General features: G+C 61.4%; 22 protein-coding genes. 12 read left to right on the top strand and 10 right to left on the bottom strand.

Annotated features, from left to right (window positions below; genetic code table 11):
• Positions 1–45: 45 nt before the first annotated feature.
• From ACXAD2_RS06905 to ACXAD2_RS06895, 3 genes are all read left to right on the top strand, one after another.
• Entirely contained in the window at positions 46–1,599 is a 1,554-nt protein-coding gene (locus tag ACXAD2_RS06905) for a HEAT repeat domain-containing protein (RefSeq protein ID WP_475168556.1), read from the top strand.
• Positions 1,600–1,980: 381 nt separating this feature from the next.
• The gene (locus ACXAD2_RS06900; RefSeq protein ID WP_475168554.1) at positions 1,981–2,271 is read left to right on the top strand and encodes a hypothetical protein; all 291 of its coding nucleotides are present in this window, start codon (positions 1,981–1,983) and stop codon (positions 2,269–2,271) included.
• Between the two features lie 715 nt (positions 2,272–2,986).
• Positions 2,987–3,736: a hypothetical protein gene (locus tag ACXAD2_RS06895; RefSeq protein WP_475168551.1), complete on the top strand. Its 750-nt coding sequence runs from the start codon at positions 2,987–2,989 to the stop codon at positions 3,734–3,736.
• 30 nt (positions 3,737–3,766) lie between these two features.
• Here the strand turns inward: ACXAD2_RS06895 and ACXAD2_RS06890 are convergent, their stop codons facing one another.
• A complete protein-coding gene (locus tag ACXAD2_RS06890; protein ID WP_475168549.1) occupies positions 3,767–3,961 on the bottom strand; it encodes an MHC class I heavy chain in 195 nt (64 codons plus the stop codon).
• Positions 3,962–4,272: 311 nt separating this feature from the next.
• Positions 4,273–4,650 carry a winged helix-turn-helix transcriptional regulator gene (locus tag ACXAD2_RS06885; protein WP_475168546.1) on the bottom strand — a complete coding sequence of 126 codons (378 nt, stop codon included), beginning with the start codon at positions 4,648–4,650 and terminating at the stop codon, positions 4,273–4,275.
• 133 nt (positions 4,651–4,783) lie between these two features.
• Here ACXAD2_RS06885 and ACXAD2_RS06880 point away from each other — a divergent pair, with 133 nt between their 5' ends.
• From ACXAD2_RS06880 to ACXAD2_RS06870, 3 genes are all read left to right on the top strand, one after another.
• On the top strand, positions 4,784–5,392 hold the full coding sequence (locus ACXAD2_RS06880; RefSeq protein ID WP_475168543.1) for an NAD(P)H-dependent oxidoreductase: 609 nt from the start codon (positions 4,784–4,786) through the stop codon (positions 5,390–5,392).
• Entirely contained in the window at positions 5,379–6,080 is a 702-nt protein-coding gene (locus ACXAD2_RS06875; protein WP_475168541.1) for a glutathione S-transferase family protein, read from the top strand. The genes ACXAD2_RS06880 and ACXAD2_RS06875 overlap by 14 nt, the downstream gene beginning before the upstream one ends.
• A gap of 313 nt (positions 6,081–6,393) precedes the next feature.
• Positions 6,394–7,506 (top strand): zinc-binding dehydrogenase, encoded by a 1,113-nt coding sequence (locus ACXAD2_RS06870; RefSeq protein WP_475168539.1) that lies wholly within the window; start codon positions 6,394–6,396, stop codon positions 7,504–7,506.
• A gap of 49 nt (positions 7,507–7,555) precedes the next feature.
• Here the strand turns inward: ACXAD2_RS06870 and ACXAD2_RS06865 are convergent, their stop codons facing one another.
• On the bottom strand, positions 7,556–8,236 hold the full coding sequence (locus ACXAD2_RS06865; protein ID WP_475168538.1) for a type 1 glutamine amidotransferase domain-containing protein: 681 nt from the start codon (positions 8,234–8,236) through the stop codon (positions 7,556–7,558).
• Positions 8,237–8,368: 132 nt separating this feature from the next.
• On the opposite strand from ACXAD2_RS06865, the gene ACXAD2_RS06860 reads away from it, so the two are divergent.
• Positions 8,369–9,277 (top strand): LysR family transcriptional regulator, encoded by a 909-nt coding sequence (locus tag ACXAD2_RS06860; protein ID WP_475168537.1) that lies wholly within the window; start codon positions 8,369–8,371, stop codon positions 9,275–9,277.
• A gap of 226 nt (positions 9,278–9,503) precedes the next feature.
• Here ACXAD2_RS06860 and ACXAD2_RS06855 read toward each other — a convergent pair whose 3' ends face one another.
• Positions 9,504–9,983, bottom strand: a complete 480-nt coding sequence (locus tag ACXAD2_RS06855) for an Lrp/AsnC family transcriptional regulator (protein ID WP_475168534.1) — start codon at positions 9,981–9,983, stop codon at positions 9,504–9,506.
• A 140-nt stretch (positions 9,984–10,123) separates the two neighbouring features.
• Between ACXAD2_RS06855 and ACXAD2_RS06850 the strand changes: the two genes are divergently transcribed.
• Positions 10,124–11,161: a zinc-dependent alcohol dehydrogenase family protein gene (locus tag ACXAD2_RS06850; RefSeq protein ID WP_475168532.1), complete on the top strand. Its 1,038-nt coding sequence runs from the start codon at positions 10,124–10,126 to the stop codon at positions 11,159–11,161.
• Between the two features lie 9 nt (positions 11,162–11,170).
• Here ACXAD2_RS06850 and ACXAD2_RS06845 read toward each other — a convergent pair whose 3' ends face one another.
• On the bottom strand, positions 11,171–12,109 hold the full coding sequence (locus tag ACXAD2_RS06845; protein ID WP_475168529.1) for a LysR family transcriptional regulator: 939 nt from the start codon (positions 12,107–12,109) through the stop codon (positions 11,171–11,173).
• Between the two features lie 43 nt (positions 12,110–12,152).
• Between ACXAD2_RS06845 and ACXAD2_RS06840 the strand changes: the two genes are divergently transcribed.
• Both ACXAD2_RS06840 and ACXAD2_RS06835 read left to right on the top strand, forming a co-directional pair.
• A complete protein-coding gene (locus ACXAD2_RS06840) occupies positions 12,153–13,334 on the top strand; it encodes an MFS transporter (RefSeq protein WP_475168526.1) in 1,182 nt (393 codons plus the stop codon).
• Between the two features lie 54 nt (positions 13,335–13,388).
• On the top strand, positions 13,389–14,213 hold the full coding sequence (locus ACXAD2_RS06835; protein WP_475168524.1) for an aldo/keto reductase: 825 nt from the start codon (positions 13,389–13,391) through the stop codon (positions 14,211–14,213).
• A gap of 788 nt (positions 14,214–15,001) precedes the next feature.
• Here the strand turns inward: ACXAD2_RS06835 and ACXAD2_RS06830 are convergent.
• The gene (locus ACXAD2_RS06830; RefSeq protein WP_475168523.1) at positions 15,002–16,072 is read right to left on the bottom strand and encodes an alcohol dehydrogenase family protein; all 1,071 of its coding nucleotides are present in this window, start codon (positions 16,070–16,072) and stop codon (positions 15,002–15,004) included.
• Between the two features lie 82 nt (positions 16,073–16,154).
• Here ACXAD2_RS06830 and ACXAD2_RS06825 point away from each other — a divergent pair, with 82 nt between their 5' ends.
• Positions 16,155–16,667 carry a TetR/AcrR family transcriptional regulator gene (locus ACXAD2_RS06825; RefSeq protein WP_475168521.1) on the top strand — a complete coding sequence of 171 codons (513 nt, stop codon included), beginning with the start codon at positions 16,155–16,157 and terminating at the stop codon, positions 16,665–16,667.
• Between the two features lie 329 nt (positions 16,668–16,996).
• Positions 16,997–17,392 (top strand): hypothetical protein, encoded by a 396-nt coding sequence (locus tag ACXAD2_RS06820; protein WP_475168520.1) that lies wholly within the window; start codon positions 16,997–16,999, stop codon positions 17,390–17,392.
• A 286-nt stretch (positions 17,393–17,678) separates the two neighbouring features.
• Here ACXAD2_RS06820 and ACXAD2_RS06815 read toward each other — a convergent pair whose 3' ends face one another.
• The 4 genes from ACXAD2_RS06815 to ACXAD2_RS06800 form a co-directional block, all read right to left on the bottom strand.
• Positions 17,679–18,422: an SDR family NAD(P)-dependent oxidoreductase gene (locus ACXAD2_RS06815; protein WP_475168517.1), complete on the bottom strand. Its 744-nt coding sequence runs from the start codon at positions 18,420–18,422 to the stop codon at positions 17,679–17,681.
• 24 nt (positions 18,423–18,446) lie between these two features.
• Positions 18,447–20,756, bottom strand: a complete 2,310-nt coding sequence (locus ACXAD2_RS06810) for a DUF4962 domain-containing protein (protein WP_475168516.1) — start codon at positions 20,754–20,756, stop codon at positions 18,447–18,449.
• Between the two features lie 121 nt (positions 20,757–20,877).
• Positions 20,878–22,443: an extracellular solute-binding protein gene (locus ACXAD2_RS06805; RefSeq protein WP_475168514.1), complete on the bottom strand. Its 1,566-nt coding sequence runs from the start codon at positions 22,441–22,443 to the stop codon at positions 20,878–20,880.
• Between the two features lie 38 nt (positions 22,444–22,481).
• Positions 22,482–23,363, bottom strand: coding sequence for a carbohydrate ABC transporter permease (locus tag ACXAD2_RS06800; protein WP_475168510.1), 882 nt, complete (start codon positions 23,361–23,363; stop codon positions 22,482–22,484).
• Between the last annotated feature and the right edge of the window lie 3 nt (positions 23,364–23,366).

Here is a 23,366-nt window from a genome sequence, read left to right as displayed (position 1 = left end):
CGGGCCGCCTGCAGAGCTTCGACGTGGTCTGGGACACGGAAAAAGGTGGCTGGCCACCTCTACCCCGAACAGAACTACGCGCCCGACGATGGGCTGCATTGGACCGGCCCCTACAAGACGTGGAACAGCCGCTGCGCCGCCTGCCACGCCACCGGCTTCGAGGCGGGCTATGATCCGCAGAGCCGCAGCTTCGCCTCGACGCAGGTCGAGATCGGCGTCGGCTGCGAGGCCTGCCACGGCCCCGGCTCGGCGCATGTCACCTGGGCCGAGAGCTACGAGACGACGCGAGAGGCCCCGCCCCCGGCCTATGGCTTCACCGTCGACATGTCGCAGCCCGCGCAGATGATCGAGCAATGCGCCACCTGCCATTCCCGCCGCGAGCCCTTCACCGACGGCAACCCGCTGCACGGCACACCCTATCACGACAGCTACAACCTCTCGCTGCTGCGCGAGGGCGCCTATGAGGCGGACGGGCAGATCCTCGACGAGGTCTATGTCTACGGCTCGTTCCTGCAATCGAAGATGTACGCCGAAGGGGTCAGCTGCTCGAACTGCCACCTGCCGCATGAGGCCGAGCTGATCGCCGAGGGCAACGCCGTCTGCACCCAGTGCCACAGTCCGGCGGGCAATCCCGAGTTCCCCTCGCTGCCGCTCAAGGTCTTCGACGGGCCCGAGCACACGCATCATCCCGAGGGCTCGGCAGGCGCGGAGTGCAAGACCTGCCACATGACCGAGCGCGTCTATATGGGCAACGACTGGCGGACAGATCATTCCTTCCGCATCCCGCGCCCGGACCTCAGCGCCGAGACCGGCGCGCCCGACGCCTGCACCACCTGCCACGAGGACCAAAGCCCCGAATGGGCGGCGGCCAAGCTCAAAGAGTGGTTCCCCGACAGCACCCACCGCGGCGCGCATTACGGCCAGATCCTCGCCCATGGCCGCCGCGATCCCGCCCGTGCCGCGCCCGAATTGCGCAGCCTGTCGCAGGACAGCGATATGGCTGGCATCGTGCGCGCCACGGCGATCTACCTGCTGGAACAGGCGGGCGATCCGGCCGAGGCGGCGGCGCTGGAGGCGCTGCTGCAGGACCCCGATCCGCTGGTGCGCAGCGCCGCCGTCCGCCTGCAGCGCGCCGCCCCCGCCATGGAGCGCGCCCCGCGCATCATGGCCTCGCTCAGCGATCCGTCGCGCTCGGTGCGCATGGCGGCGGCGCAGTCCTTGCTCGACGCGCAGATTGCCCGCATGCCGCAGCGCTACGAGACGGCCCTGCGCAACGCCTTCGGCGAATGGCAGGCCTCCATGGCCAGCCGCCTCGACTTCCCGGAAACCCACCTGCAGATGGGTGGCATGGCGCTGGTGATGCGCAACATGCCCGCCGCCATGAATGCCTTTGCCGAGGCAACCCGGCTCGACCCGCAACTGAGCGACGCCTGGATCATGCAGGTCCGCATCGCCTTTGCCACCGGCGACGAGGCCCAGGGCCGCGCGCTTCTCGATACCGCGCTGGCAAGGAACCCCGGCAACGTGACGCTGCAGATGATGCGCCGCGAGCTGACCGGCGAGGACATGGACCTGCTGCCGCCGCCGTCAGCGGACTAGTCACATAAATAAAATCAACCTCTAGTCGGGTGCGAAAGCTCTCATGCTCGCTTTCTTTCCCTGACAGCGCACCCGGCCTTATGTCTCGAAGGATCGATACTGTGAAATTGACGCGAATGATTAGCGACGCGATCCTTTTTCTCTAGCGGAAAGGAGCGGAAACGCATGAAGGCATCGAAGTTCACAGCAGCGTAAAAGGCGTTCATCCTGAAACAGGTCATGAGGACAATCTGGCGCCAACAACGAAAGGCGTAAGACCACGATCGTGAATGATGGGGAACATGACATAAATGTGAAATCTATGTGTCGCAATGACTTGTCGTTGCTTTACGCAGCGTTATCGGACAGCATCGAATTCACTGAAATTTCGGAGAAATACCAATGAAAATTATTAAAGTTTCAATTCTCTCTCTCGCACTCTCGCTGTCCGCCAGTGCTGGGTTCGCAAACATCACCCAAGTAAAGTGTGACGACTTTATTGTCGGAATTTCTGAGGAAATCGCAGCTGCAGCTGAAGAGCGTTCAAGCTCTCAGACAGAAGCGCACGCAAAGGTCTGTGAAGCGGCAAGCCAAATCGATATCGCCGGCGATGATCCTGAAACTCACACCGTCACGATCCTGCCGTACGGAATCGAGACCACCGTTCTCATGGTTCCGCTCTACACCGAGTAAAGCTAACGGAACAGACCTTCAGGTTTTCTAGAGCGCCCCTTTGCTGGGGCGCTCTCTTTGTTTTTCGAACCAACGAGATCATGCAGCTCTTGTGCGTTCCTTGAAGCGCGCTTCCCGCTACCTGTGACCGTAGGAGCGTCGGCCCATTTCCTCCATCATCTGTCTCAGAAAATCTCGGCCGGGGACTTCCAGCCGAGGCTTTTGCGAGGCGTGTTGTAAGCTGTCCGCAGAGCTGCTTCAGCTCGAGCTCCGCTATAAACCTACTGCCGCCGTCCGCAGACCACTAGTCACATCTTAAAGGTCGATACTGCGGAGTTGCCACGATTAATCGGCGACGCGGTCCTTTTGCGCTCGGGGAAAGCGCGCCGCGCCGCCTCCTGCCGGGTCAGCAGGCACGGCCTCTCGGGACTAGTGGAAGCCGCACGTCGATGGTCCCGATATGTGGAATATTTCGCAATATAATCAGTATATTATAGCGGATTCTGTTGCAAGAAGTCCGCAATCTCTGTGCGATGTAGCCCGCGATTGGCAAAGATCGCCGCGAATTGGCGTGCTGCCAGATCCGTACTGGTCACATTCTGGACTTCAGGGGCTGGACAAGACTGTCACTAGAGGCGGCACGCATTCTGCGACGCCTCGTCGAAGGTGTCTATCGCGCTACGTCCGCAAAGAACTGGCGACGGAAACTCGCGCAGACTTACAGGAGGGGAGAGCGATGACGCGCAGGTTGGTAAACCTTGGGAGCGGCTTCTGGAATATCCGCTGCACCATGAAGCTGGCCGGTGTCGTCAATGTCGGGACTCAGGTCTCGATCGTTCGGCTGCAGAGCGGCCGTTTCGTATTCCTCGACAGCTACACGCTGAATGGCGAAATCCGCGAGCTGGTCATGGATCTGACCCAGGATGGCAGTCTGGTGGACGCGGTCCTCAATCTTCACCCGTTCCACACGCTGCACTGCGCTGCCATGGCTCGGGATTTCCCAAAAGCGAAATTCTACGGCTCTGAGCGGCATCATCGTGTCTGCACCTCGGTGCCTTGGGAAGCTGAGCGCGTGGAAAGCGCAGCGGTGGCAGAGCGGTATTCTCGCGATCTCCAGTTTTCGCTGCCGTGGGGCATCCAGTATTTTTCTGAAAATGAGAAGGTGCATGCAGGCTCACTCCTGGCATTTCATCCGGCCAGCGGGTCTCTGCACGTCGATGACACGCTGAATGTTCTGCCTGTGCCAGGAGCTCTGCGGGGGTACGTGCCGCGGCTCGTCCTGCATCCCACGCTAGGGGCGGCGATGAATGCCGAGGACGGTGCTGAAGAGAAGTTCTGCCGCTGGCTAGAGGAAATCGGTGCGCGATGGTGCGGCACGAAGTCCGTCTGCGCCGCACACAATGGGGTCGCACGTTTTGCTGAGGGCGATTTCGAGCAGGTCATGCGCGGCCTCGCAGCACGAACCCGGAAAAAGCTAGCTGCCTAGCCTTTCTCAAGGCCCGCGCTACAGACCTTCCTAGATGCCCATGACCCGCAATTCCGTGGCAAACTCCGGGATGACGAAGGTGCCGTCCGCGTTCGCCTCGACCTTGCGCCCGTTGCCCAGAACATAGCGTTGGTGGGTTCCATCAGATTGCCTGAACACGGTGACGGCGCGGCCGACCACGTCTTCGCATTCCATGATTTGGATGTTGATCCATTCGGCTGACATGTCTTCCTCCAGCGCAGTGTTGCCGTCGCTCGATGTCTTGCCTGTAGCAGTGTTCTGCTTTCTTCCACCGTCGACGATCGGGCCCGGTCACGGCAAGGGGAGATTTCAACCTCAGGCAGATTGCGCTAGCTTCTGCCCAAGACTTGTAGTGTGAATAGATGCCCAAAGTGCGGCGCGGCAAATCAAATGTTCGATATTTGTTCTTTGGCGCGTAATGTGAATTATGTATTGTTCATCCAGTTAATCGATCTAGCCTAGAGCTTTCGTGCGGCGTCGGAGGTCCGGACTGGGCCAGTTGCGCGATGTGGGGGCTATCGCTTTTCAGCGGCCAAGGTCCCTGGAAGGCCCTCGCTCCACTTGCGAAGCTCATCCAGGAAACCCAAGGCTGTCCGACCGAAATCGGTAATCTCGTAAACCACGGAGATCGGGGCGGTGTCACACACCTCGCGCCTGACCAGCCCCTGGTCTTCGAGTTGCCGCAAGCGTTCCGTGATCATCTTCTTTGATGCGCCGCCGATCATCCGGGCGAGGTCGTTGAACCGGACCGGCCCGTCCTTTACGTGCCAGAGGATCGAGCCAGTCCATTTTCCTCCGATGATCCGCATCCCACGCTCGATGGCGCAGGGTTCGGTGCAGGCATTCGTCGCACTCCGTCGGCCTGCGGCGTCTATTTCGATCTTTGCATCCATCTGTCTGCGCTCCGCTGATCCGCGCCGGTCTAGGTTACCAAAAGTATACTGGTTGCTTTTGCATCCCGCCACGTTCATCTCATTCAGGACGCCGCGAAAGTCAAGCGGGCGCAGCAACAACGGAAGAGACCAGATGAGCAAAATCCATATCCTGAACGGCGCGCAGCCCTACGAATTTGCCCCCGGTAAACTCAACGAAACGCTCGCGGAGCGCGCCAAGACAACATTTGAGGCGCAGGGGCACGAGGTCCGCCTGACCACGGTCGCGGCCGGTTACGACGTGCAGGACGAGGTGGACCATCACCTCTGGGCGGACATTGTCCTCCTGCAATTTCCGGTGAACTGGATGGGCGTGCCGTGGTCGTTCAAGAAATACATGGATGAGGTCTACACGGTCGGCATGGGCGGGCAGCTCAGCAATGGCGATGGCCGCAGCGCCGCCGCACCGAAAGCGAACTACGGCATGGGCGGCAAGCTGGCAGGCACGCATTACATGATCTCGGCTACGCTGAACGCTCCGGCCGAAGCCTTCGACGATCCGGCAGAGCCGTTCTTCGAGGGCATGTCGCTGGATGATCTCCTGCGCCCGGTCCATCTGAATGCCAAATTCTTCGGCATGAGGCCGCTTCCGACATTCGGGGCCTTCGACGTGATGAAAAACCCCGACGTGGCCACCGACCTCGCCCGTTTCGACGCCCATCTTGCCATGACATTCGAGGAGCTTAGCAATGACGCGGCCTGATATTGTCCTCTATACCGCCAATACTATGAACGGCTGGAAGCCGCTGATCTTCCTGCATGAGGCACAGATCGACTACGAACTGGTGCCGATCGATTTTGGCAAGAAAGAGCAGAAGGCTCCGGATTACCTGCGCCTGAACCCCAACGGCCGCATCCCGACCATTGTTGATCGGGGCGCCGATGATTTCGCAGTGTTCGAGAGCGGCGCAATCCTGTGGTATCTCGCCGAGAAATACGACCGGTTCCTCAGCCACGACCCCAAGGAGCGCTCAGAGACGCTGCAATGGCTGATGTTCCAGATGGGTGGGATCGGCCCGATGATGGGTCAGGCGATGTTTTTCCAGCGGATCGCCAAGCCGAATGGGGACGAGGTGCCCTATGCCATCAACCGCTACGTTGCCGAAAGCCGCCGCCTGCTCGAAGTGCTGGACACGCGGCTTGCCGGGCGCGAGTGGCTGGTCGGGGATGCGATGTCCATCGCGGATATTGCGACGTACCCTTGGGCGCGCAGCTACTTCTGGGCCACTGTGAGCGTCGACGGATTGCCGCACCTGCAGGCGTGGTTCGACCGCATCGACGCCATGCCGCGGGTCCAGGAAGCTCTGCAACTGCCGGAGCCGCGACCGTCGGCCTTCGGTAAGGGCGACACGGATGCTGCGGCCTTGGAGAACGCAGCCAGGTTCCGCTGAACCAATGACGCGCTGGGTCTGGGAATGGTCTCGTCAGCGCGTCACATCCTCTCGAAAAGTATTGGCTAGCGGCTATGTCCGCTTGAAGGTGCTGCGATGCGGCACATGAGCTGCATTTAGAGGTCGAGATTGGGCCGGGAGCGGCGGGCGCGGCTGCCAGCCATGTCTACGGCTCGCTACAGCTCCGCAAGCCCGCTCGGAGCCCTTTCCAGTCGCGCCGACTACCTATCATGTGCCGGATGCAGAATTTTTGGATGCGTCGGAATTGGCCCTAGATCCACATCACCCGATGAAACGCGAAGGAGGCTCTTGCATGGCCACCACCGGAAAACAGCTGTTCACCACACTCGAGGCCGACGCCACACTGACCGTCGCGCTTGAAGACGTTTCATTTGCCGACCCCACCCACAGCCAGGTGCTGGTGCGGATGGAAGCCGCGCCGATCAATCCCTCGGACCTAGCCATTCTCGTCGGCGGCGCCGACATGGAGAACGCGGATTACACGCCGGGCAAGTTCGTGGCCCGGGTGCCCGATGCGGCAAATGCCGCATCGAAAGCCCGTCACGGTTTGAAATTGCCCGCTGGTAACGAAGGCGCAGGCACGGTGATCGCCGCTGGCGACAGTGATGCTGCGCAGGCGCTGGTAGGGCAGCGCGTCTCCTGCGTCCCGGGCAACGCCTACAGCCAGTATTGCCTCTCCGACGCGGACATGTGCCTCCCGCTGGGCGAGCATTCCGCCGAAGAAGGCGCCAGCGCCTTCGTCAACCCGATGACCGCCCTCGGCTTTGTGGAGACTGCCAGGGCCGACGGACAGAACGCCATCTTGCACACTGTCGGGGCCTCGAACCTCGGCCAGATGCTGACGCGCATCTGCGCAGAGGATGGCATCGGGCTGGTGAACATCGTGCGAAAGAGCGATCAGGTGGAGCTGCTGAAGGGGCTTGGCTCCGAGCATGTGGTCAACTCTTCCGAAGACGATTTCATGGACAAGCTGACCGACGCAATTCGTGCGACAGGCGCCTTTTACGGCTTCGATCCCGTGGGGGGCGGCACGCTGGTCGATACCGCATTCCGCGCGATGGAGCAGGTCGCAAGGGATCAGATGCCCGAGTACTCGCGCTACGGATCGAACCAGCCGAAACGCATGTTCATCTACGGCCGCCTCGACACCAGCCCCACCGTGCTGACCCCCAGCTACGGGTTCGGCTGGACCTTATCTGGCTGGCTTCTGTTCCCGTTCCTGCAGTCGATTGGGCAGGAGACCATGGGCCGGATGCGAAAGCGGGTGCGTGACAACCTCACCAGCACCTTTGCCAGCAGCTACAAATCTCGCGTCACGTTGAAGGAAATGCTGACCAAAAAGGCCGTGCTGGACTACCGCGCCATGCGCACGGGCGAGAAATACCTCGTCACGCCTTGGGGCTGACCCGCAGGGCAGAGAGGCGCCGCCCGTCGCCGGGCAGCGCCACATAAGGTTACAGAAGCTCGAGGACCTTCTTCGCCGCCGCCTCTGACGACGCCGGGTTCTGCCCGGTCACCAGCCGGCCATCGGCCACGGCATGGGGTTGCCAGTCGCCGACGCTCTCGAAGTCAGCCCCGAGCTCACGCAGCTTGGTTTCCAGAAGGAACGGCACTGCGTCGACCAGCCCCACTGCCTCCTCCTCGCTGTCCGTGAACGCCGTGACCTTGCGGCCCTTCACGATTGGATGGCCATTCGCATCCACGACCTTGGCAAAGGCCGCCGGGCCATGACAGACCGAGGCGACGACCTTGCCGCTGTCCCAGGCCTTGCCAATGGCCTTGGCTGCAAGCGCGCTTTCTGTGAGGTCGAACATCGCGCCATGGCCGCCCGGAATGTAAAGCGCATCATAAGCGGTGACGTCCTCGTCCTCGAGGCGGCCGGGGCTCGACAGCAGCGCCGTTGCCTCCGCATCTGCGCGGAACCTGGTGACCGAGGCCGGGGCCTCCTCACCCGTCACGTCGGAATTCGGGTCAATGGGAACAGGTTTGCCGCCAAGCGTCACCAGCGTGACCTCGTGGCCCGCGTCGAGGAACGCGTAATACGGGCTCGCCAGCTCTTCGTACCAAACGCCGGTGGGGTTGCCGGTATCGCCAAGGACATCGGCCGCAGTGGACAGGATCAAAATACGTGCCATTTTCAGGTCTCCTTGCATTGTCTCGGAACGTCCCGCGAGGGTCACTGCAGGAACGTCTCCGGATTGATATGGGACGAATTCGCAGATCGAGAAATTGATGCGCAGCATGTCAGATATCGGTAAGCTGGACATATGAGCCCGGACATCTCTCTTCTGCGCGTCTTCCACGCCGTGATGGAAGAACGCAATGTCACCGCTGCGGCGCGGCGCCTCGGCCAGTCGCAAAGCACCGTCAGCGCGGCGCTTGCTCGTCTGCGCGTCGCTCTGGGGGATGAGCTTTTCCTGCGCGCCAGATACGGCGTCGAGCCGACCGAGAAGGCGTTGCAGATCGCGGCGGACGTCGCGGCCGGGCTGGACCGGCTCGAACGGGCGTTCCGTGCCGCCGAGCCTTTCGATCCGGCTCAAAGCACGCGGCGCTTCCGGCTGTTGCTGGGTCCCTACGCGGAGGTTGTGCTCGCTCCGCCTCTGGCCGCGGCCTTCGCGCTCCACGCTCCCAGGGCACAGCTCGAGATCGCCCCGATCGGACCTGACTTGGATCCGCGCACCCTTGCCGGGCAAAGTTTCGATCTCGCCGTCGGACGGTTTGCCCCTCCACCGGAAGACCTAGTGGTCTCGCAGCTGTTCAATGATGGATTCCGCTGTATCGTAGCCCACGAGGCTTTGGCAGACGGCGCGACCCTGGATCGCGACCTATATGAGCGGCTACCGCATGTGGTCGTGGCGCCGCCCGGAAAATGGCGCACCGGGTTACACAAGCTGACCGCCGACACAGGCCTACGCCGCAACACCGCGGTGATCGTCTCGCATTTCCTGACAGCAGCCCCTACCGTCGCCCGCATCCGAGGCATCGCCACTGTCCCTGCACGTATCGCAGCCCTGATCGCCGAACCTCACGGGCTTCTGGACATGCCGGTCCCACTGAACCTGGGAACATTCCCGACCCAGGTCGCCTGGCACCCACACAATCGGAGCGACGCACGCCACATCTGGCTTCGAGAGCTTCTGAACGCCATTTCAGTCGTAGAAGGGAGAGGGTTCTGAGCAGCGTGAGGGGCAAGCGATTAGCAGCCACCTGCGCGTTGCCGCTTTCGACCCGAGACGGAGCATGGCTTCGGTCGGAAGCGGGGGCGTTGAGCATCCATTCAAGGAAAATGTTCCAAATATGCCGCGCCTGCAGCTTATCCTCTGCGCACGGCGAGAATAACCGCTGAGGCCTGCTGCTCAAGAGATAGTCTGCTTTTGGGTATTCGTCGGCACCGCCGGTCTTTCAAGCGCCAACAGCTGAGGTGACCGGCAGCCTGCTCGACGCCTTCATTTCTTTCAGCGACAGATTGGAGCGGATGCTGGTCACCCCGGGAAGCCGCCGTAGCGTGCTGTCGACAAACACGCTGTAGTCGTCGAGATCCTTCGCCACCACAATCAGCAGGAAATCGTCCGCGCCAGTGGTGTTGTGGCACGCCAGGATGTTGGGCGTCGTTTGGACGAGACGCTGGAACTCGGCGGTGGCGACTTGGTCATGCTCGGAACAGCGCAGCTGGACGAAGGCCATGACACCGAGGCCGAGTTTGCGGCAATTCAGGTTCGCCTGGTAGCCTTCGATAATGCCGTTTTCCTCGAGCCGTTTCAGCCGACGCCAGCAAGGAGTTTCGCTCATGCCGAGGCTTTCGGCGAGCTTGGCGTTGGTCATGCGGCCGTCGTCCTGCAACAGGTTCAGAAGCGCGGCGTTTACACCGTCGATCTCGGGCATGGGCTGGATTCCTTCAAAATGCTTCCCCCCGATAGAGGATACTGCCTCAAATATCGCCAAATAGGGGAAGAATGGCAAAGTTATTTCGAAAGCATGGGGCTATCCTCCCGCCAGTTCGCCCTCAATCGAAAGACCCTGCCATGAAAGCCGTCCTTTTCGAGAAGTTCCAAGAAGCCCTCAAGCTGACCACCGTTGCCGACCCGAGCCCCGAACCGCATGGTGTCGTGCTCAAGGTTGCCGCTACAGGTGTCTGCCGGAGCGACTGGCACGGCTGGATGGGGCACGACAGTGACATCGATTTGCCGCATGTGCCGGGCCACGAGTTGGCCGGTGTGGTTGAAGCTGTGGGCAAGGACGTGAAGACCTGGAAGGTCGGCGACAAGGTCACCGTGCCCTTCATTTGCGGCTGCGGCAGTTGCTCGGAATGTCACTCCGGCAACCAGCAGGTGTGTCTGACCCAAGAACAGCCGGGCTTTACCCATTGGGGATCTTTTGCGGAGTACGTGCCAATCCATCAGGCAGACCTGAACCTTGTTGCGCTCCCCGAGACGATGGACTTTGCGACCGCCGCCAGCCTAGGCTGCCGCTTTGCCACCTCGTTCCGGGCAGTGGTCGACCAGGGCAAAGTCAGCGCCGGCCAATGGGTCGCGGTGCATGGCTGCGGCGGCGTCGGCTTGTCGGCTGTAATGATCGCCGCGGCAGCGGGCGCGAATGTGATCGGTGTCGATCTCGACCCGGCCAAGCTTGCCATGGCCCAGAAACTCGGCGCGGTGGCGGTCATCGACGGGCGCGAGGTCGACGTGCCCGCCGCCATCCAGGAGATCACCAAAGGCGGCGCGCATGTCTCGCTCGACGCACTGGGGCACCCGGCAACCATGACCAACTCGATCCTCTGTCTCAAGCCGCGCGGCAAGCACGTGCAGGTGGGGCTGATGCTGGGGGACCAAGCTGCCCCCGCGATCCCGATGCCGAAAATCGTCGGTCAGGAGATCGAGCTGCTCGGCTCCCATGGAATGCAGGCACACCGCTACGGCGCGATGCTGGACATGGTGGCGAGTGGACGGCTCGACCCGTCGCGGTTGGTGGGCAAGAGGATCAGCCTTGCCGAGGCCCCGCAGGAACTTATGGAAATGGACAAATTTCAGTCCATCGGCGCAACCGTCATCACCCGGTTCTGAGCTCGGGCCTCACAGTATCCCACCGACCCAATCCAAAAAGACAGCAAGTCGGCGCAGACCGGCTGTTGGCGTGAGGTAGAGCGCGGTGATATCGAGGGGCGCGGCTTCCAACTCGCCGGCGAACAATTCGACAAGGCGGCCGGCATGGATATCGTCAGCCACCATGAAGTCGGAGAACCGCGCAATGCCGAGGCTTCCGAGAACAAGCCGGCGGGCCGCTTCGCCATTGCCCGCAACCACCGAGGTCGGCAGCGAAAGCGGCTCGGGCATCCCCTTGAATTGCAGGGTGTTGATATGCTCGGGCGCTGCAAAGCGCACTTGCTCTAGCGCCTTCAGGTCCTGCGGCGACGAAGGCCAACCCATGCGGTCAAGATATTCCGGGGCGGCTACAAGTTTCCACGGCGTGCGCCCGAGTTTGCGGTGCAGCATGTCGCTGTCCGGAAGCGGGCCGAAGCGGATCGCAACATCGGCATGCGACCCTATCAGATCGACAAGGCTGTCGGTCATGTCGAGCGTCAGCTGCACCTCGGGATAGGCCGCGCGGAACTCGGCCAGACGCGGGGCGAGGATGTGCAGCACGAAGGGCACGGGCGCGTTGATCCGGAGCGGCCCGCGCGGGCGACGGCTGCCGGCGGCGAGGTCGGTCAACGCCTCGGTCCGGGCCAGGATACCTCGCGCAGCATCCAGCAAATCGCGCCCCTCAGGCGTCAATTCGATTGACCGCGTTGTCCGGCGCAGCAACGTCAGGCCAAGCAAGCCCTCAAGCCTCGCCACCGTTCGGCTGAGGGTCGACGGAGCCACGCCCAGGTGCCGTCCCGCTTCGGCAAAGCCGCCATCCTCGACCACCGCGACAAAGGCGGCGAGATCACGGGTCTGAGGTAATTCGTGCGTCCTTCGCAAAGGCCCATTCCGATACTGCTCGTTCACGCAAAGGCTAAGACCTGCCATCTGGACTGTCGATCCTAAACACACAACCGCAGGAGACCGGGCCATGCCCCTTGCCTTGTGGGCGCTGACCATCAGCGCCTTTGCCGTCGGAACCACCGAATTCGTGATCGTCGGCCTCATTCCTACCATCGCCACAGACCTTGGCGTTTCGCTTCCAAACGCGGGGCTGCTGGTCAGCCTCTATGCGCTTGGCGTAACCATCGGCGCGCCGGTTCTGACCGCGCTCGCCGGGCGGATGCCCCGCAAAACGCTGCTGCTGGCGCTATTGACGCTGTTCATTGCTGGCAACGCTTTCGCGGCCTTTGCACCGGGCTACGGCAGCCTGATCGCCGCGCGTTTCTTGACAGGGCTGGCTCATGGCGTTTTCTTCGCCATTGCCTCGACCATCGCGACGGATCTTGTCGATCGCGAGAAAGAGAACTCGGCCATCGCCACGGTCTTCCTCGGCCTCACCGTTGCTCTTGTGACCGGCGTGCCGCTTGGCACCTGGATCGGCCAAACCTTCGGCTGGCAGTCGACTTTCCTTGGCGTGGTGGCCCTCGGCCTTGTCGGCCTCTTGGCAAGCGCGCTGCTGGTGCCCGCGACCCTCAGCCGCCCTGCGCCAGCCAGCCTGAGCGCCCAAGCCCGCGTGTTGACCTCGCCCCGGTTGCTGCTTGTCTACCTGATCACGGCCGTGGGCTATGGTGGCAATTTCATCGCCTTCACTTACCTTGCTCCGATGCTGACCGATGTGACCGGCCTGTCCGCCAGTTCAGTTAGCCTTGTCATCCTTCTCTACGGGGCCTCTGTGGCGGCGGGCAACATCCTGGGCGGCAAGCTGGCCGACAAAACTGGTCCGATCCCCGCGCTAACGTTGATCTTCACCGGTCTTGCTCTGCTGCTTGGTGCCCTTGGCCTGGCAATCACTTCTCCGGTCTGGGCGATTGCAGTGGTCGCGCTCTGGGGTGGCTTCGCTTTTGCCAATGTGCCTCCGCTTCAAGCCTATACGGTCGCGACGGCGCGGCAGGTAGCGCCGGATGCCGTGGCCGTGGCCTCGGGCCTAAACATCGGGGCCTTCAACCTGGGCATCGCGCTTGGGTCCTGGGGCGGTGGCCACGTGGTCGAAGGCCTGGGCCTTGCCGCCACGCCTTTGGTCGGGGCCGCGGTCGTTGCTGCCGGTATCATCCTGACCCGCCTGGCGGCCCGCCTTGAGTTCCCGGACACGAACCCGGCTCCGGCCGAATAGAACCTGATCCGGGGACAGATGACCCCCGGATCCAATCCCAAGGAGAAACATACTATGACCATCCGAAACATCGGTCCCGCTGGCATTCCCAACCTTGGACTTGGCACCTTCCGAATGGAGCCGGGCGAGGCGCGCCACATCGTCGCCGCCGCCTTGTCCGAGGGCTATCGCCACATCGACACTGCACAAGCCTATGGCAACGAATCCGAGGTTGGCGAAGGTATCCTCGCCTCGGACGTGCCGCGGCATCAGATCTTCCTGACCACAAAGATCTTGCCCCGGGATTTTGCCGCCGCCGATTTCCGCAAGGCGACCGAGGCTTCACTGACCGCGCTTGGCCTCGACTACATCGACCTGATGCTGCTGCACTGGCCGTCGAAAGAGGTGCCCCTGTCCGAAACCCTGCCGGTGCTGGACGCCCTAATTGATGAAGGCAAGGTGCGGTTTGGCGGCGTGTCGAACTTCACCATCGCCCAAGTAGAGGAGGCCCGGGGCATCCTGCGCGCCCCGATTGCCGCGAATCAAGTCGAGCTGCATCCCTTCATCAACCAGTCGAAACTGCTATCCCACCTTGAGGGGCTCGACATCCCGGTCGAGGCTTATGCCCCGTTGGCCCAAGGCGGCGTGATGACCGACCCGGTGATGAAAGAGATCGCCGATGCCCATGATACCACTCCCGCCGCTATCGCGGTGGCGTGGGTGCTGCACAAGCCGACCGGGATTGCGATCCCCAAGACGGCGCAGGCGGATCGGCTTGCCGGCAACCTCGCTGCGGCTGAAATTGCGCTGACCGCAGAAGAAATTGCCCGGATCGACGCGCTTTCCCGGCCTGACGGGCGCATCGTGTCGCCCGACGGGCTTGCCCCCGATTGGGATTGAACCGGTTGGGGTGCGCCCCGCACCCCAGCCATCCACCCTTAGGCGGGCAGACGGTGCCCGCACAGGCGCTTTCATCGCACCGCAGCAATCCTCCAGCTGGAAACGCAGCAGCCCATTCGTTGCATCAAGACGCGGGGGATAATGGCATTTCTGGTACTGACGCTCGGTGCTGACCAGTCAGGACCGCTTCGAGGTGGCCAGCTGACCTGACAGGGTCGAGGGCTCGATTTTCAGCAGACAGACGGCTGACCTCCATCGCCGAAGTGCCATTGGGTCTCCGCCTTACCAGCAGCTGAAGGATGCCGACCCGCATGTCATGGGCGAGAGCCCTAAAGACGTCGATGCTTTGGCGCACCATTGGCCATGCTACGAGAACCGCGGCACAATGCCGAGGGTCAGAAGGCGCTCAATTTTCCAGAGCCACGACCTTCGGTATTTGGCCGAGGCAACACTGGTGCGGTCGCAACAGAGATCGCTGGGGTATTTCTTATGGGTGGCGCGCTGCTGATTGAATACGGCCTCTTCAGCGCGCCAAAATTCGCCTGCTGAGCTTCTCCGCGGGTCTTGAGGCCGGAAGTGCATGGCCTAAGCTCACGCCAGACGCCGAGAGCGGTCAATGGCCGCTTCGAAGATGCTGTAGCGCGACAACGAGGCCGGATGCCAAGCTTAGCACTGGGCCGGGAACGACGTTGAAGTGCGGCCCGGCGTGCCGCGCTACCGCAAGTGTGCTTCGAGCCCTTCCACGACATTGGCTCTGGTCCGTCGTGAAAGGGCACCATCTGGCTTTATCACCCACAAATCTCTATGCCGATCTTGCCCATATGAGCTTTTTCAAGGAAAGCCTCCTGGGCGGCGCGCAACTCGTGCAGCGGGTGACACTCAGCTACTACCGGACGTATCTCCCCCGCCTCGATATAGCCTACCAAGTCAGCGAAGACCCTTGGGTCCTGCCGGGTGCTCCCGACAAGTGTCAGGTCTTTCAGATATAGAGTTCGCAGGTCGAGCTCGACGATCGGCCCAGCGATCGCGCCCGAGGTCACGTAGCGGCCTTTCGGCACCAGCGCATCCAACAATGCAGGCCAACGCGGTCCGCCAACCAGGTCGAGCACGACGTCAAAGGCGTCCTGGGGGACCGGCTCGTTGCGATCAATCGTGATGTCGGCTCCAAGCTCCTTGAGCGCCTCCATCTTCGTGGAGCTGGTGACCGCTGTGACATGGGCGCCGCGTCGTTTGGCAAGTTGCACGGCGGCTGAGCCGACACCCCCCGAGGCTCCCGTGATCAGCACCCGATCCGCGCCCAAGATCGCGCGCTGGATCATTCCCTCGGCGGTCGAGAAGGCGCATGGGAAGGACGCGAGCTCGATATCAGAGAGAGGGCTGTCGATCTTCAGGGCATGCTCGGACTCCACGGTCGTGAATTCTGCAAAGGCACCATCACGCTCGGAGCCGAAGGTCACGAGGGCATCTGGCTCCGCACCATTCGGGCGATGCATCGGTCGCACCAGAACCCGTTCGCCGACGCGAGCGCGGTCCACGCCCTCACCAACCGCGACGATCCTGCCGCAGCAATCGGCGCCCTGGATACGCGGAAAACTCAGCGCTCCGGACCACGCGCCGTCGGCATCTGAGGCGCCGCCGTATCCTTCCGTGGCCGCCGAGTTCGTGTCGCCCCGCACGGACTTGGAATACCAGCCAGTCCGGGTGTTCACGTCGGTATTGTTCACTGACGAGGCACCGACGCGGATCAGGACATCTCCCGCGTCCGGCTGAGGGACCGGCACATCCTCGCGCCATTCCAGCTTGTCGAGCCCCCCATGTCCGGTAAGGACAACAGCTTTCATTGTTGCAGGCAGTGTCATCGAAGATTGCTCCAGTGTAGAATGAACGCTCTACTTGCGTAGGTAGAGGGATCATTCTACACCGTCAACCATGGCAGACATGATGAGCAAGATATCCGCCGGGCTCGAGCGAGCTTTCGCCAGCCGCGGTTTCGCGGAGCCCTCCGTCGAGGATCTGAGAGATGCCGCCGGCGTGAGCCTGCGCACGCTCTACAAATACACTCCTTCCCGAGCCGACATGGTTCTGGCGGCGTTAGAAAACCGGCATCAGCGTTACCTCTCGCATATCTTCGATGGCCTGCCGGACGGCACCGAAGAAGCGGCCGACACGATTCTCGCGAGGGTCGGCATATGGATGGCGACCGAGACGTCACATGGCTGTCTGTTTCATGCCGCCGTGGCGGCCGACCCCAACAACGAACCGCTCCGGTGGCTTCTTGAGCGTCACAAGGCGGAGGTCGCGTCAAAAGCGGCAGCTGCAACCGGCCTCGTTGCGGCCGAGACCGAACTGCTCGTGATCATCGAGGGTCTGACCCAGGCTTGGCCGTTGCGCGGTGATGAAGCCGTCGAGGCCGCCAAGCGATTGGGCCGCGCGCTCGGGGTTTCGCTCGAATAGCTATCGCCACATCGGTTCCGACAGTTTTCTGCGTCCACCCAAAGCGAAATCGAACTACAGCATTGTCCGGCGCACCGGTAGGACAACGCCGCGCTGCCGCAAGGCCGCACCGATCCTCTTCCGTTGAAGAGCTCGGCTCGGCGATCGCATTTTTGCTCAACCAAGATTTGCGGTGCCGGTGCCTACCGTAAGTCAAGCGCCAGAAGATGCCCTTCTTACGCCTATTTTCGGGGGGGAGTTGAAATGCTGCACCGCAGCATTCATGTAAGTGGGGACCAAACGAAACCCACGATGAGGACCTCATGACTGCTCAAAACGAATTCGCCAAGATGTTCGGCGCGATCCCGAACGTATGCAACCCAGACCTCGCAAAGGGCGGACTGGCATCGGTTGCCGAGTACAACGCGAAGATCGGTGATGTCGCGCTCGACACCGCCGGGAAGTCGAACGAAGTGCTGTCGGCCTCGACCATGAAAGCGCTCGGCAACATGCGCGAGCTGACCGCTGCGCGTGAGCCTTCGGAATATGGTCAGGCCTTCGCAGGCTTCATGCAGGCGCAGATGGAACTTGCCCAGAGCACCACCGCAGCGCTTTTCGAAGTCGCGCAGGCCGCGGGCGAGCAGATGGGCTCGGTCTCTGCCAGCGCGGCCGAGAAGGCTGAGACAACCGTCAAGAAGACCACAAACGCGGCCTCCGCGCGCAAGACGACGTCTGCACCGGCCTGAAACAACTAAAGCTCCGAATTTGAAGGGCACGTCCGCGCAGGGCGTGCCCTTCGCATTTTGCGGTGCAGGGCCGCACTCTCGGCCAGCAAAACCGCGCCGCCGCAGGCCTCCCCAAGCACAACACTGAGCGGCGATTGCGGTAACTCTTCACCGAAGCCGCGATAACTTTTCCACTCTCGTCTGCGAAAGCAGATCCGGGGTGAGAGTCCACCAAAAATGATCGGAGCATCCGATCATGCACTTTCGCAGCTCATTCGCCCTGCCGGAAGACGGCAGGGCAAGGGGTTTAGCTAAACAGGACGCCGCCGTTGATATCGACGTTGACGCCGGTCATGAAAGCACTTTCGTCCGAAGCCAGGAATGCGACCGCGTTGGCCACGTCATCCGGCGTCCCCTGGCGTTTGACAGGTGCCGCGGCCTCGTAGCCGCGACGCGCCTGATCCGGGGTGAAGATGTTGTGGAAGTCAGTGTCGATCATGCCAGGGCACAGCGCGTTGACACGGATGTCCGGTCCCAGCTCCTTGGCCAAGCCTCGGGTCAGTGTCATAACGGCACCTTTGGATGCGGCATAGGCCGCGGCCCCTGCCCCACCGCCGTCGCGCGCGGCCTGGCTGGCGACATTGATGATGGCGCCTTTCTCCATGTGCGCCAGAGCCGCCTTCGTCATCATGAAAACGCTGGTCAGGTTGAGGTCCATGACCTTGTTCCAATGCTCAAGATCCATCTCCTTGATCGTCTTGCGCGCCACCAGCCCGCCGGAATTGTTCACCAGAACGTGTAGCCCGCCGAAGGTGTCGACCGTGGTTTGAACGAGCTTATCGACTTGAGCGGGGTCCATCAGATCGCCCTGAACGGCGATCGCATTGCCGCCTGCGTCCTTGATATGCGCGACGACCTTTTCCGCCCCCTCGGCAGACGCATAGTAGTTGATTGCGACATTGGCGCCCTCTGCCGCGAGCTTGATGGCGCAGGCCGCGCCGATATCCCGCCCGCCGCCGGTCACGATGGCGGTTTGTCCCTTGAAACGCATGAGTTGTCCTTTTCAGTTCTTGTTTCAGCTGTTGGCGAGCTTTTTCATCACCACCTTAAAGGTGTGCTCGCCCTGATCGGTGAAATAGAGATCGGCGTCGTAGCCCTGGTCGTCCATGAAGTTGAACACGCGCTTCGGCGCATCCAGCCGGTATGGCACCAGCAACGTCGCAATGCGGTGACGCGTGGCCGCCGGGTAGTCCGCCGTCAAATAGGTAGAGACGTGCAGCCCTTCGTAGTCCTTGGGGTCAACGTCGGGGAAGGCCGTGGTCTGGCTAATGTCCGGTTTGCCGGACTCGGACCAGACGACCTGCCCGTAGAAGCCCGCCCGCTCACCCGTGTTGCGGAACGAGGTCTTACCCAATTCAAAGCGGTTGTTGGCGTGTAGCAGCCATTGCAAGGTCACCGGCTCTGATGCGTCCACCTTGTCGACGATCACGAAGTAAGAGTTGCGGACAAAGTAAATCTCGCGCTCGGCAAGTGTGACTTCCGGCGAGAGGCTCTGGTAGGCGGCGGTCGCATCGCCCGCGATATAGATGTGGTCCTCGCGCTCTTCGGCGGCCAATATGCGGCCCGTCGCGGCCATGGCGCGCGTCTTGTCCTTGCCATCGTACTGACCCTTTCCATTGATCAGGATCGCGTTCTTCGAGCGGGTCTGGCGGCGCCACTGCCGGTGCATGGTCGAATTGAACGCGACGTAGTAGCCGGACTGGATGGCCAGATCCTCGCCATAAGCCGCGAGGCAGAAGGCGTTCTGGTCGCCATGACTGTGGCTGATCGACCCATAGGGAGAGGACTTGAACACAAACTGAATGTGCTCGTCTGGGTTGGCCATCTCATGCTGAACGCCGACCCAGCCAATTCCTCTGAAGTGCCGCAGGCCTCCTTCGGGAGGGACCGCCTCGATCTCGGGATAGTCGGTGCGAAACGCGAGCTCGTCGAAATTCGTGTCCCACCATCCCCAATTGTAGAAGGCCCCTTCGGTGCCGGGGTTCAGACGCTGGTTTTCTTCGCAATACCATTGGAAGGCGCCATTTCCGGTGACACCCCCAAGCTGGCGCAGGTTCAGGCCGGTCTTTATGCAAGGCAGGTCGCCTTGGGTCGAGTTGTCACCAAAAGTGGCGCGGCGGGTGTTCGGGGCTTTGCAGAACAGCGGAAAATCCCCGGTGTTGCGCAAGAACGGACGTTTGTAGAGGTCAATGCCGGTGAAGGACTTCAGCCGATTGGCGGCATCGATCAGGTAGCCCACCCCCATCATCCAATAATTGGTGCCCTCTGCCCAACCACCTTCGGCATCGCCCCAAGGGGAATAGACCGTTGACAGAAAGTCGATGCAGTAGTTCAGCCAGCGTCGCGCTTCGTCATCCTCATCCTCGCCCAACAAGGCAATACAGGCCGGAACCAGCGTCAAAGAGACCGAGCGCACCGCGTGACTGTCGTACGGAAAGACGTGAATCTTGGCGTTTAGCATCGCATGTTCAGCGATATCTCGGGTGCGAGCCAGAAGCGCCGCTCGCACCGTGGCGCGTTCGTCATCGGAAAGATCCGCGTGCAGCCAGTCGTAGCCCCAAGCCAAGGCATTGGTCACGCGATAAGCCCATTCGTCAGTATAGGCGCGAGAGGTTACGCCCATCGGGTCCCAACTGGCGACCTCCAACAGTTGCGCCTTGGCCTTGCCGATCATCTCCGCGTTGCCTGTGACGGCACCGCCGATGGCGAGGTGGCGGATGCGGTACCAGACTTCCTGCAGGTCGATATACGTCTGACGCCATACAGGTGCGACGCGCTGATGGTTCGGATAGCCCGCAGGTTCGGTCATCACCTCTCGGTCCATCCATGGCAGGACGGATTTCTCGTAGAAAACATCCCAGCCGCAGTGGCCCGGGTCGGTCTTCAATGCCTTACGAAATTCTGCCAACCGATCGCTGCTCAACCACAGCCGCGGGTGGGTCATGTCGCTGCTCGTGTAGCGATCCGCCGCCAAAGGCAGCGGAGTTTCAGGCAGTCCTTCGGGAATGGTGAAACTACGCGCCTCGGACCAGGGCGTCAGAGCGGCGCCGCTCTCGTCGCAGACCGCATACGCCCACTGGTAACTCCCCGGCTGCAGCGGGGCGTCAGGCGTGAACATATTCCAGTGGATCGGACCATACTCCCGGCTTTCGCCACCATCTGCCGGCAAGATCTGCAGCGCATAGAGCGCCTCGTCCTCGACCACGGGCAGCCAAGTGAAACGCGGCGGATTCTCGGTGATCTCGGTCTCCGGGACCGGCGCGTATTGGATCATCAGGCGACCGGCGCGCGGTTCGTCGAGCGTGGGAAGGGCTGTACCGTGCATGGGGTATCTTTCGGATCGAATGAATGGATTGGCGGGGCAGAGATTGGAGCGCCCTGCCCTCGCCATGCTGCCGCGCAGCTCCGGGACAGCCCCGGTGGTTCGGCGGCGCGTCAGGAAAGGGTCAGTTGTACTGGCGTGCGTAAGCCGAGTTCATGACCTCCAGCACCTGCGATAGCCCCATCTTGTCGAGCGTCGCAACGTAGCTGTCCCAGTCTGCCGTCACATCGCCGGAGCCGAGGATCCAGGCTTGCTGGCGTTCAAGCATATAGGTCACAAGAGTAGGCCAATACTTATCGTAGACTTCTTGCTCTTCCTTGTTGAAGGAAACGCCAAGGAACTGATCGACGAGCAGATCTTCGGTGTCGTAGAGCTCGATACCCTCGCGCGCCGAGTCCCGCGTCCACTGCCACTCGTAGCGATAGTCCTGTGGGTAGCCGCGATAGATCTGCGCGCCTTCCAGATACATCTGGCTGTTCACCGGCTGGCCGAACTCCAACACTGCCTCGGTGAAGACCGGCTCTCCGTCGACCATGGTCCAGGTCTTACCCTCAACACCGAAGTTGGCCAGCAGCGCGCCTTCCTCCGAGAACCAGTAGTCGAAATACTTGATCGTCTCGACGGGGTGTTCGTTGGCATAGGTGATCGCCCAGCCATCGGGTTTCATCGGGATACGGCGGTTCTCCTCGATCCGCTTGCCGCTCACGGACTTCGGCGGCAGGAACGGGATGAAATTGAAGCCTTCTATCTTGTCAGCGAGCGCGACGTTGTAGCCGGAGGTCGATGCGAACCAGTCGTGCGTCATGCCGCCAAGGTCTTCACCCAGAAGGTAGTCGCGTGAAGACGAGCCGCGGGTAAACACCTCGGGATCGATCAGCCCTTCGGCGTACCATTTGGCGATATTGGCAAGGCCGTCGCGATAGGCTTCCTGTGCATAAGGATGAACAACCGCACCATTTTCTGAGACGTAAAACTGGTGATACACATCGGCCCCGGTAGAGCGCGCATCCCATAGCACCAGCAGGCGCAGCACCTCTTCCCAATCGCGCGCGAAGAAAGGAACCTCGTCCTTCAGCCCGTTACCGTTCGGGTCCTGATCGCGAAAAGCCACCAGCACATCATAGAGCTCATCAACGTTGTCGGGGCGCTCCAGTCCAAGCTGGTCCAACCAGTCCTGTCGCACAAACCAAGCACGGGCATATTTTCCGTCCGGAAGATACGGGATGTAATAGACGTTGCCGTCGTAGGAAGCGATGGCGTTCCAGATATCGGGATGTCCGTCGAACCATGCCTTGATGTTGGGCGCGTGCTCCGCGACCAGTTCGTTCAGTGCCACGAAGGCGCCTTCGGGCCCGTATTGGTTCACTGGCTGCTGGATGTTGTTGCCACCGACGATATCGGGCATGGATCCCGCCGCCAGCAGCAGGTTCATGGCCTCGTTGTTGTCTTTGGTGTTCCGGCCAGAGGTCTGGTCGACCAGATGCACCCCGGTACGCTCGCGGGCGACCTCTTCGACCGGGTAAATCTTCGAGGTATCCCCGCCGGGTCCGTACCCTTGGGCACGCGGCCAATGCATGTGGATGCTAAGTTCGAGCGGCTTGTCCACAATAGGCAACTCAGTGTCGGCAAAGGCCGGTGATGTCAGGGCCGTCGAGCCAAGAATGGCCAGGGCAGTCTTCACAACTCGCATGGTTTCCTCCCTTTTGCGAAGTCTTGCGTCCGTCTTGGTCACTCCTTCACCCCGCCAAGAAGGATCCCCTTGGTGAAGTACTTCTGCAGAAACGGGTAGATGAGCAGGATCGGGATGATCGAACAGACGATGATGGCGGCGCTGATGGTCTCGAAGGAATAGGCCGCCGTCAGCAGGGTGCTCGCGAATTCCTCGTCGTCGCTGAGGTCAGCAATGACCTTGCGCAGGAAGACCTGTAGCGGGATCTTCTCCTCGTCCTGCAACAGCACCATGGCCCAGAAAAAGCCGTTCCAGCGTGACACGATGCAGAACAGCGCAACCGTGGCGATGGCCGGCTTCGAAAGCGGCACGTAGACCTTCCAGAGCACTTGGAATTCATTGGCGCCATCCATGCGCGCTGCTTCCTCGAAGCTCTGCGGCACGCTTTCAAAGAAGTTGCGCAACAGGATGATGTTAAAGCCGTTGACCGCGAAGCCGATGATGATGCCGAAATAGCTGTCCAGCAGGCCAAGGTCGCGCATATTCAGGAAGAAGGGTATGAGCCCCGCGTTGAACCACATGGTAAATGCGACCACGAGGTTCCAGAATCTCCGGCCGTAGAGTTGCGGCCGCGACAGGGCGTAGGCACCGGGAATGATGAAAGCGAGGCTCATCAAGGTGCCAAAGATCGTGTAGATGAAGGTGTTCTTGTAGCTGATCCAAAACTGCGGGTCGGAAAGAACGTATTTATACGCCTCCAGCGTAAAGCCCACCGGGGTCAGCACCACGTTCCCCGCCCGAGCCTCGAACCCGGTACTTACCGAGAGCGAGGCCATGTAGATGAAAGGGTACAGCGTCGAGAGTGTGAAAAGCCCGATGAGCACCATATTCACGATGACGAAGATCCTGTCGCCACGGGAGTAGAGGTTCATGTTTGCCATTGC

The organism is Salipiger sp. ABN3_019 (genome assembly GCF_056158605.1).
This window is presented reverse-complemented; position numbering and strand designations above follow the sequence as displayed.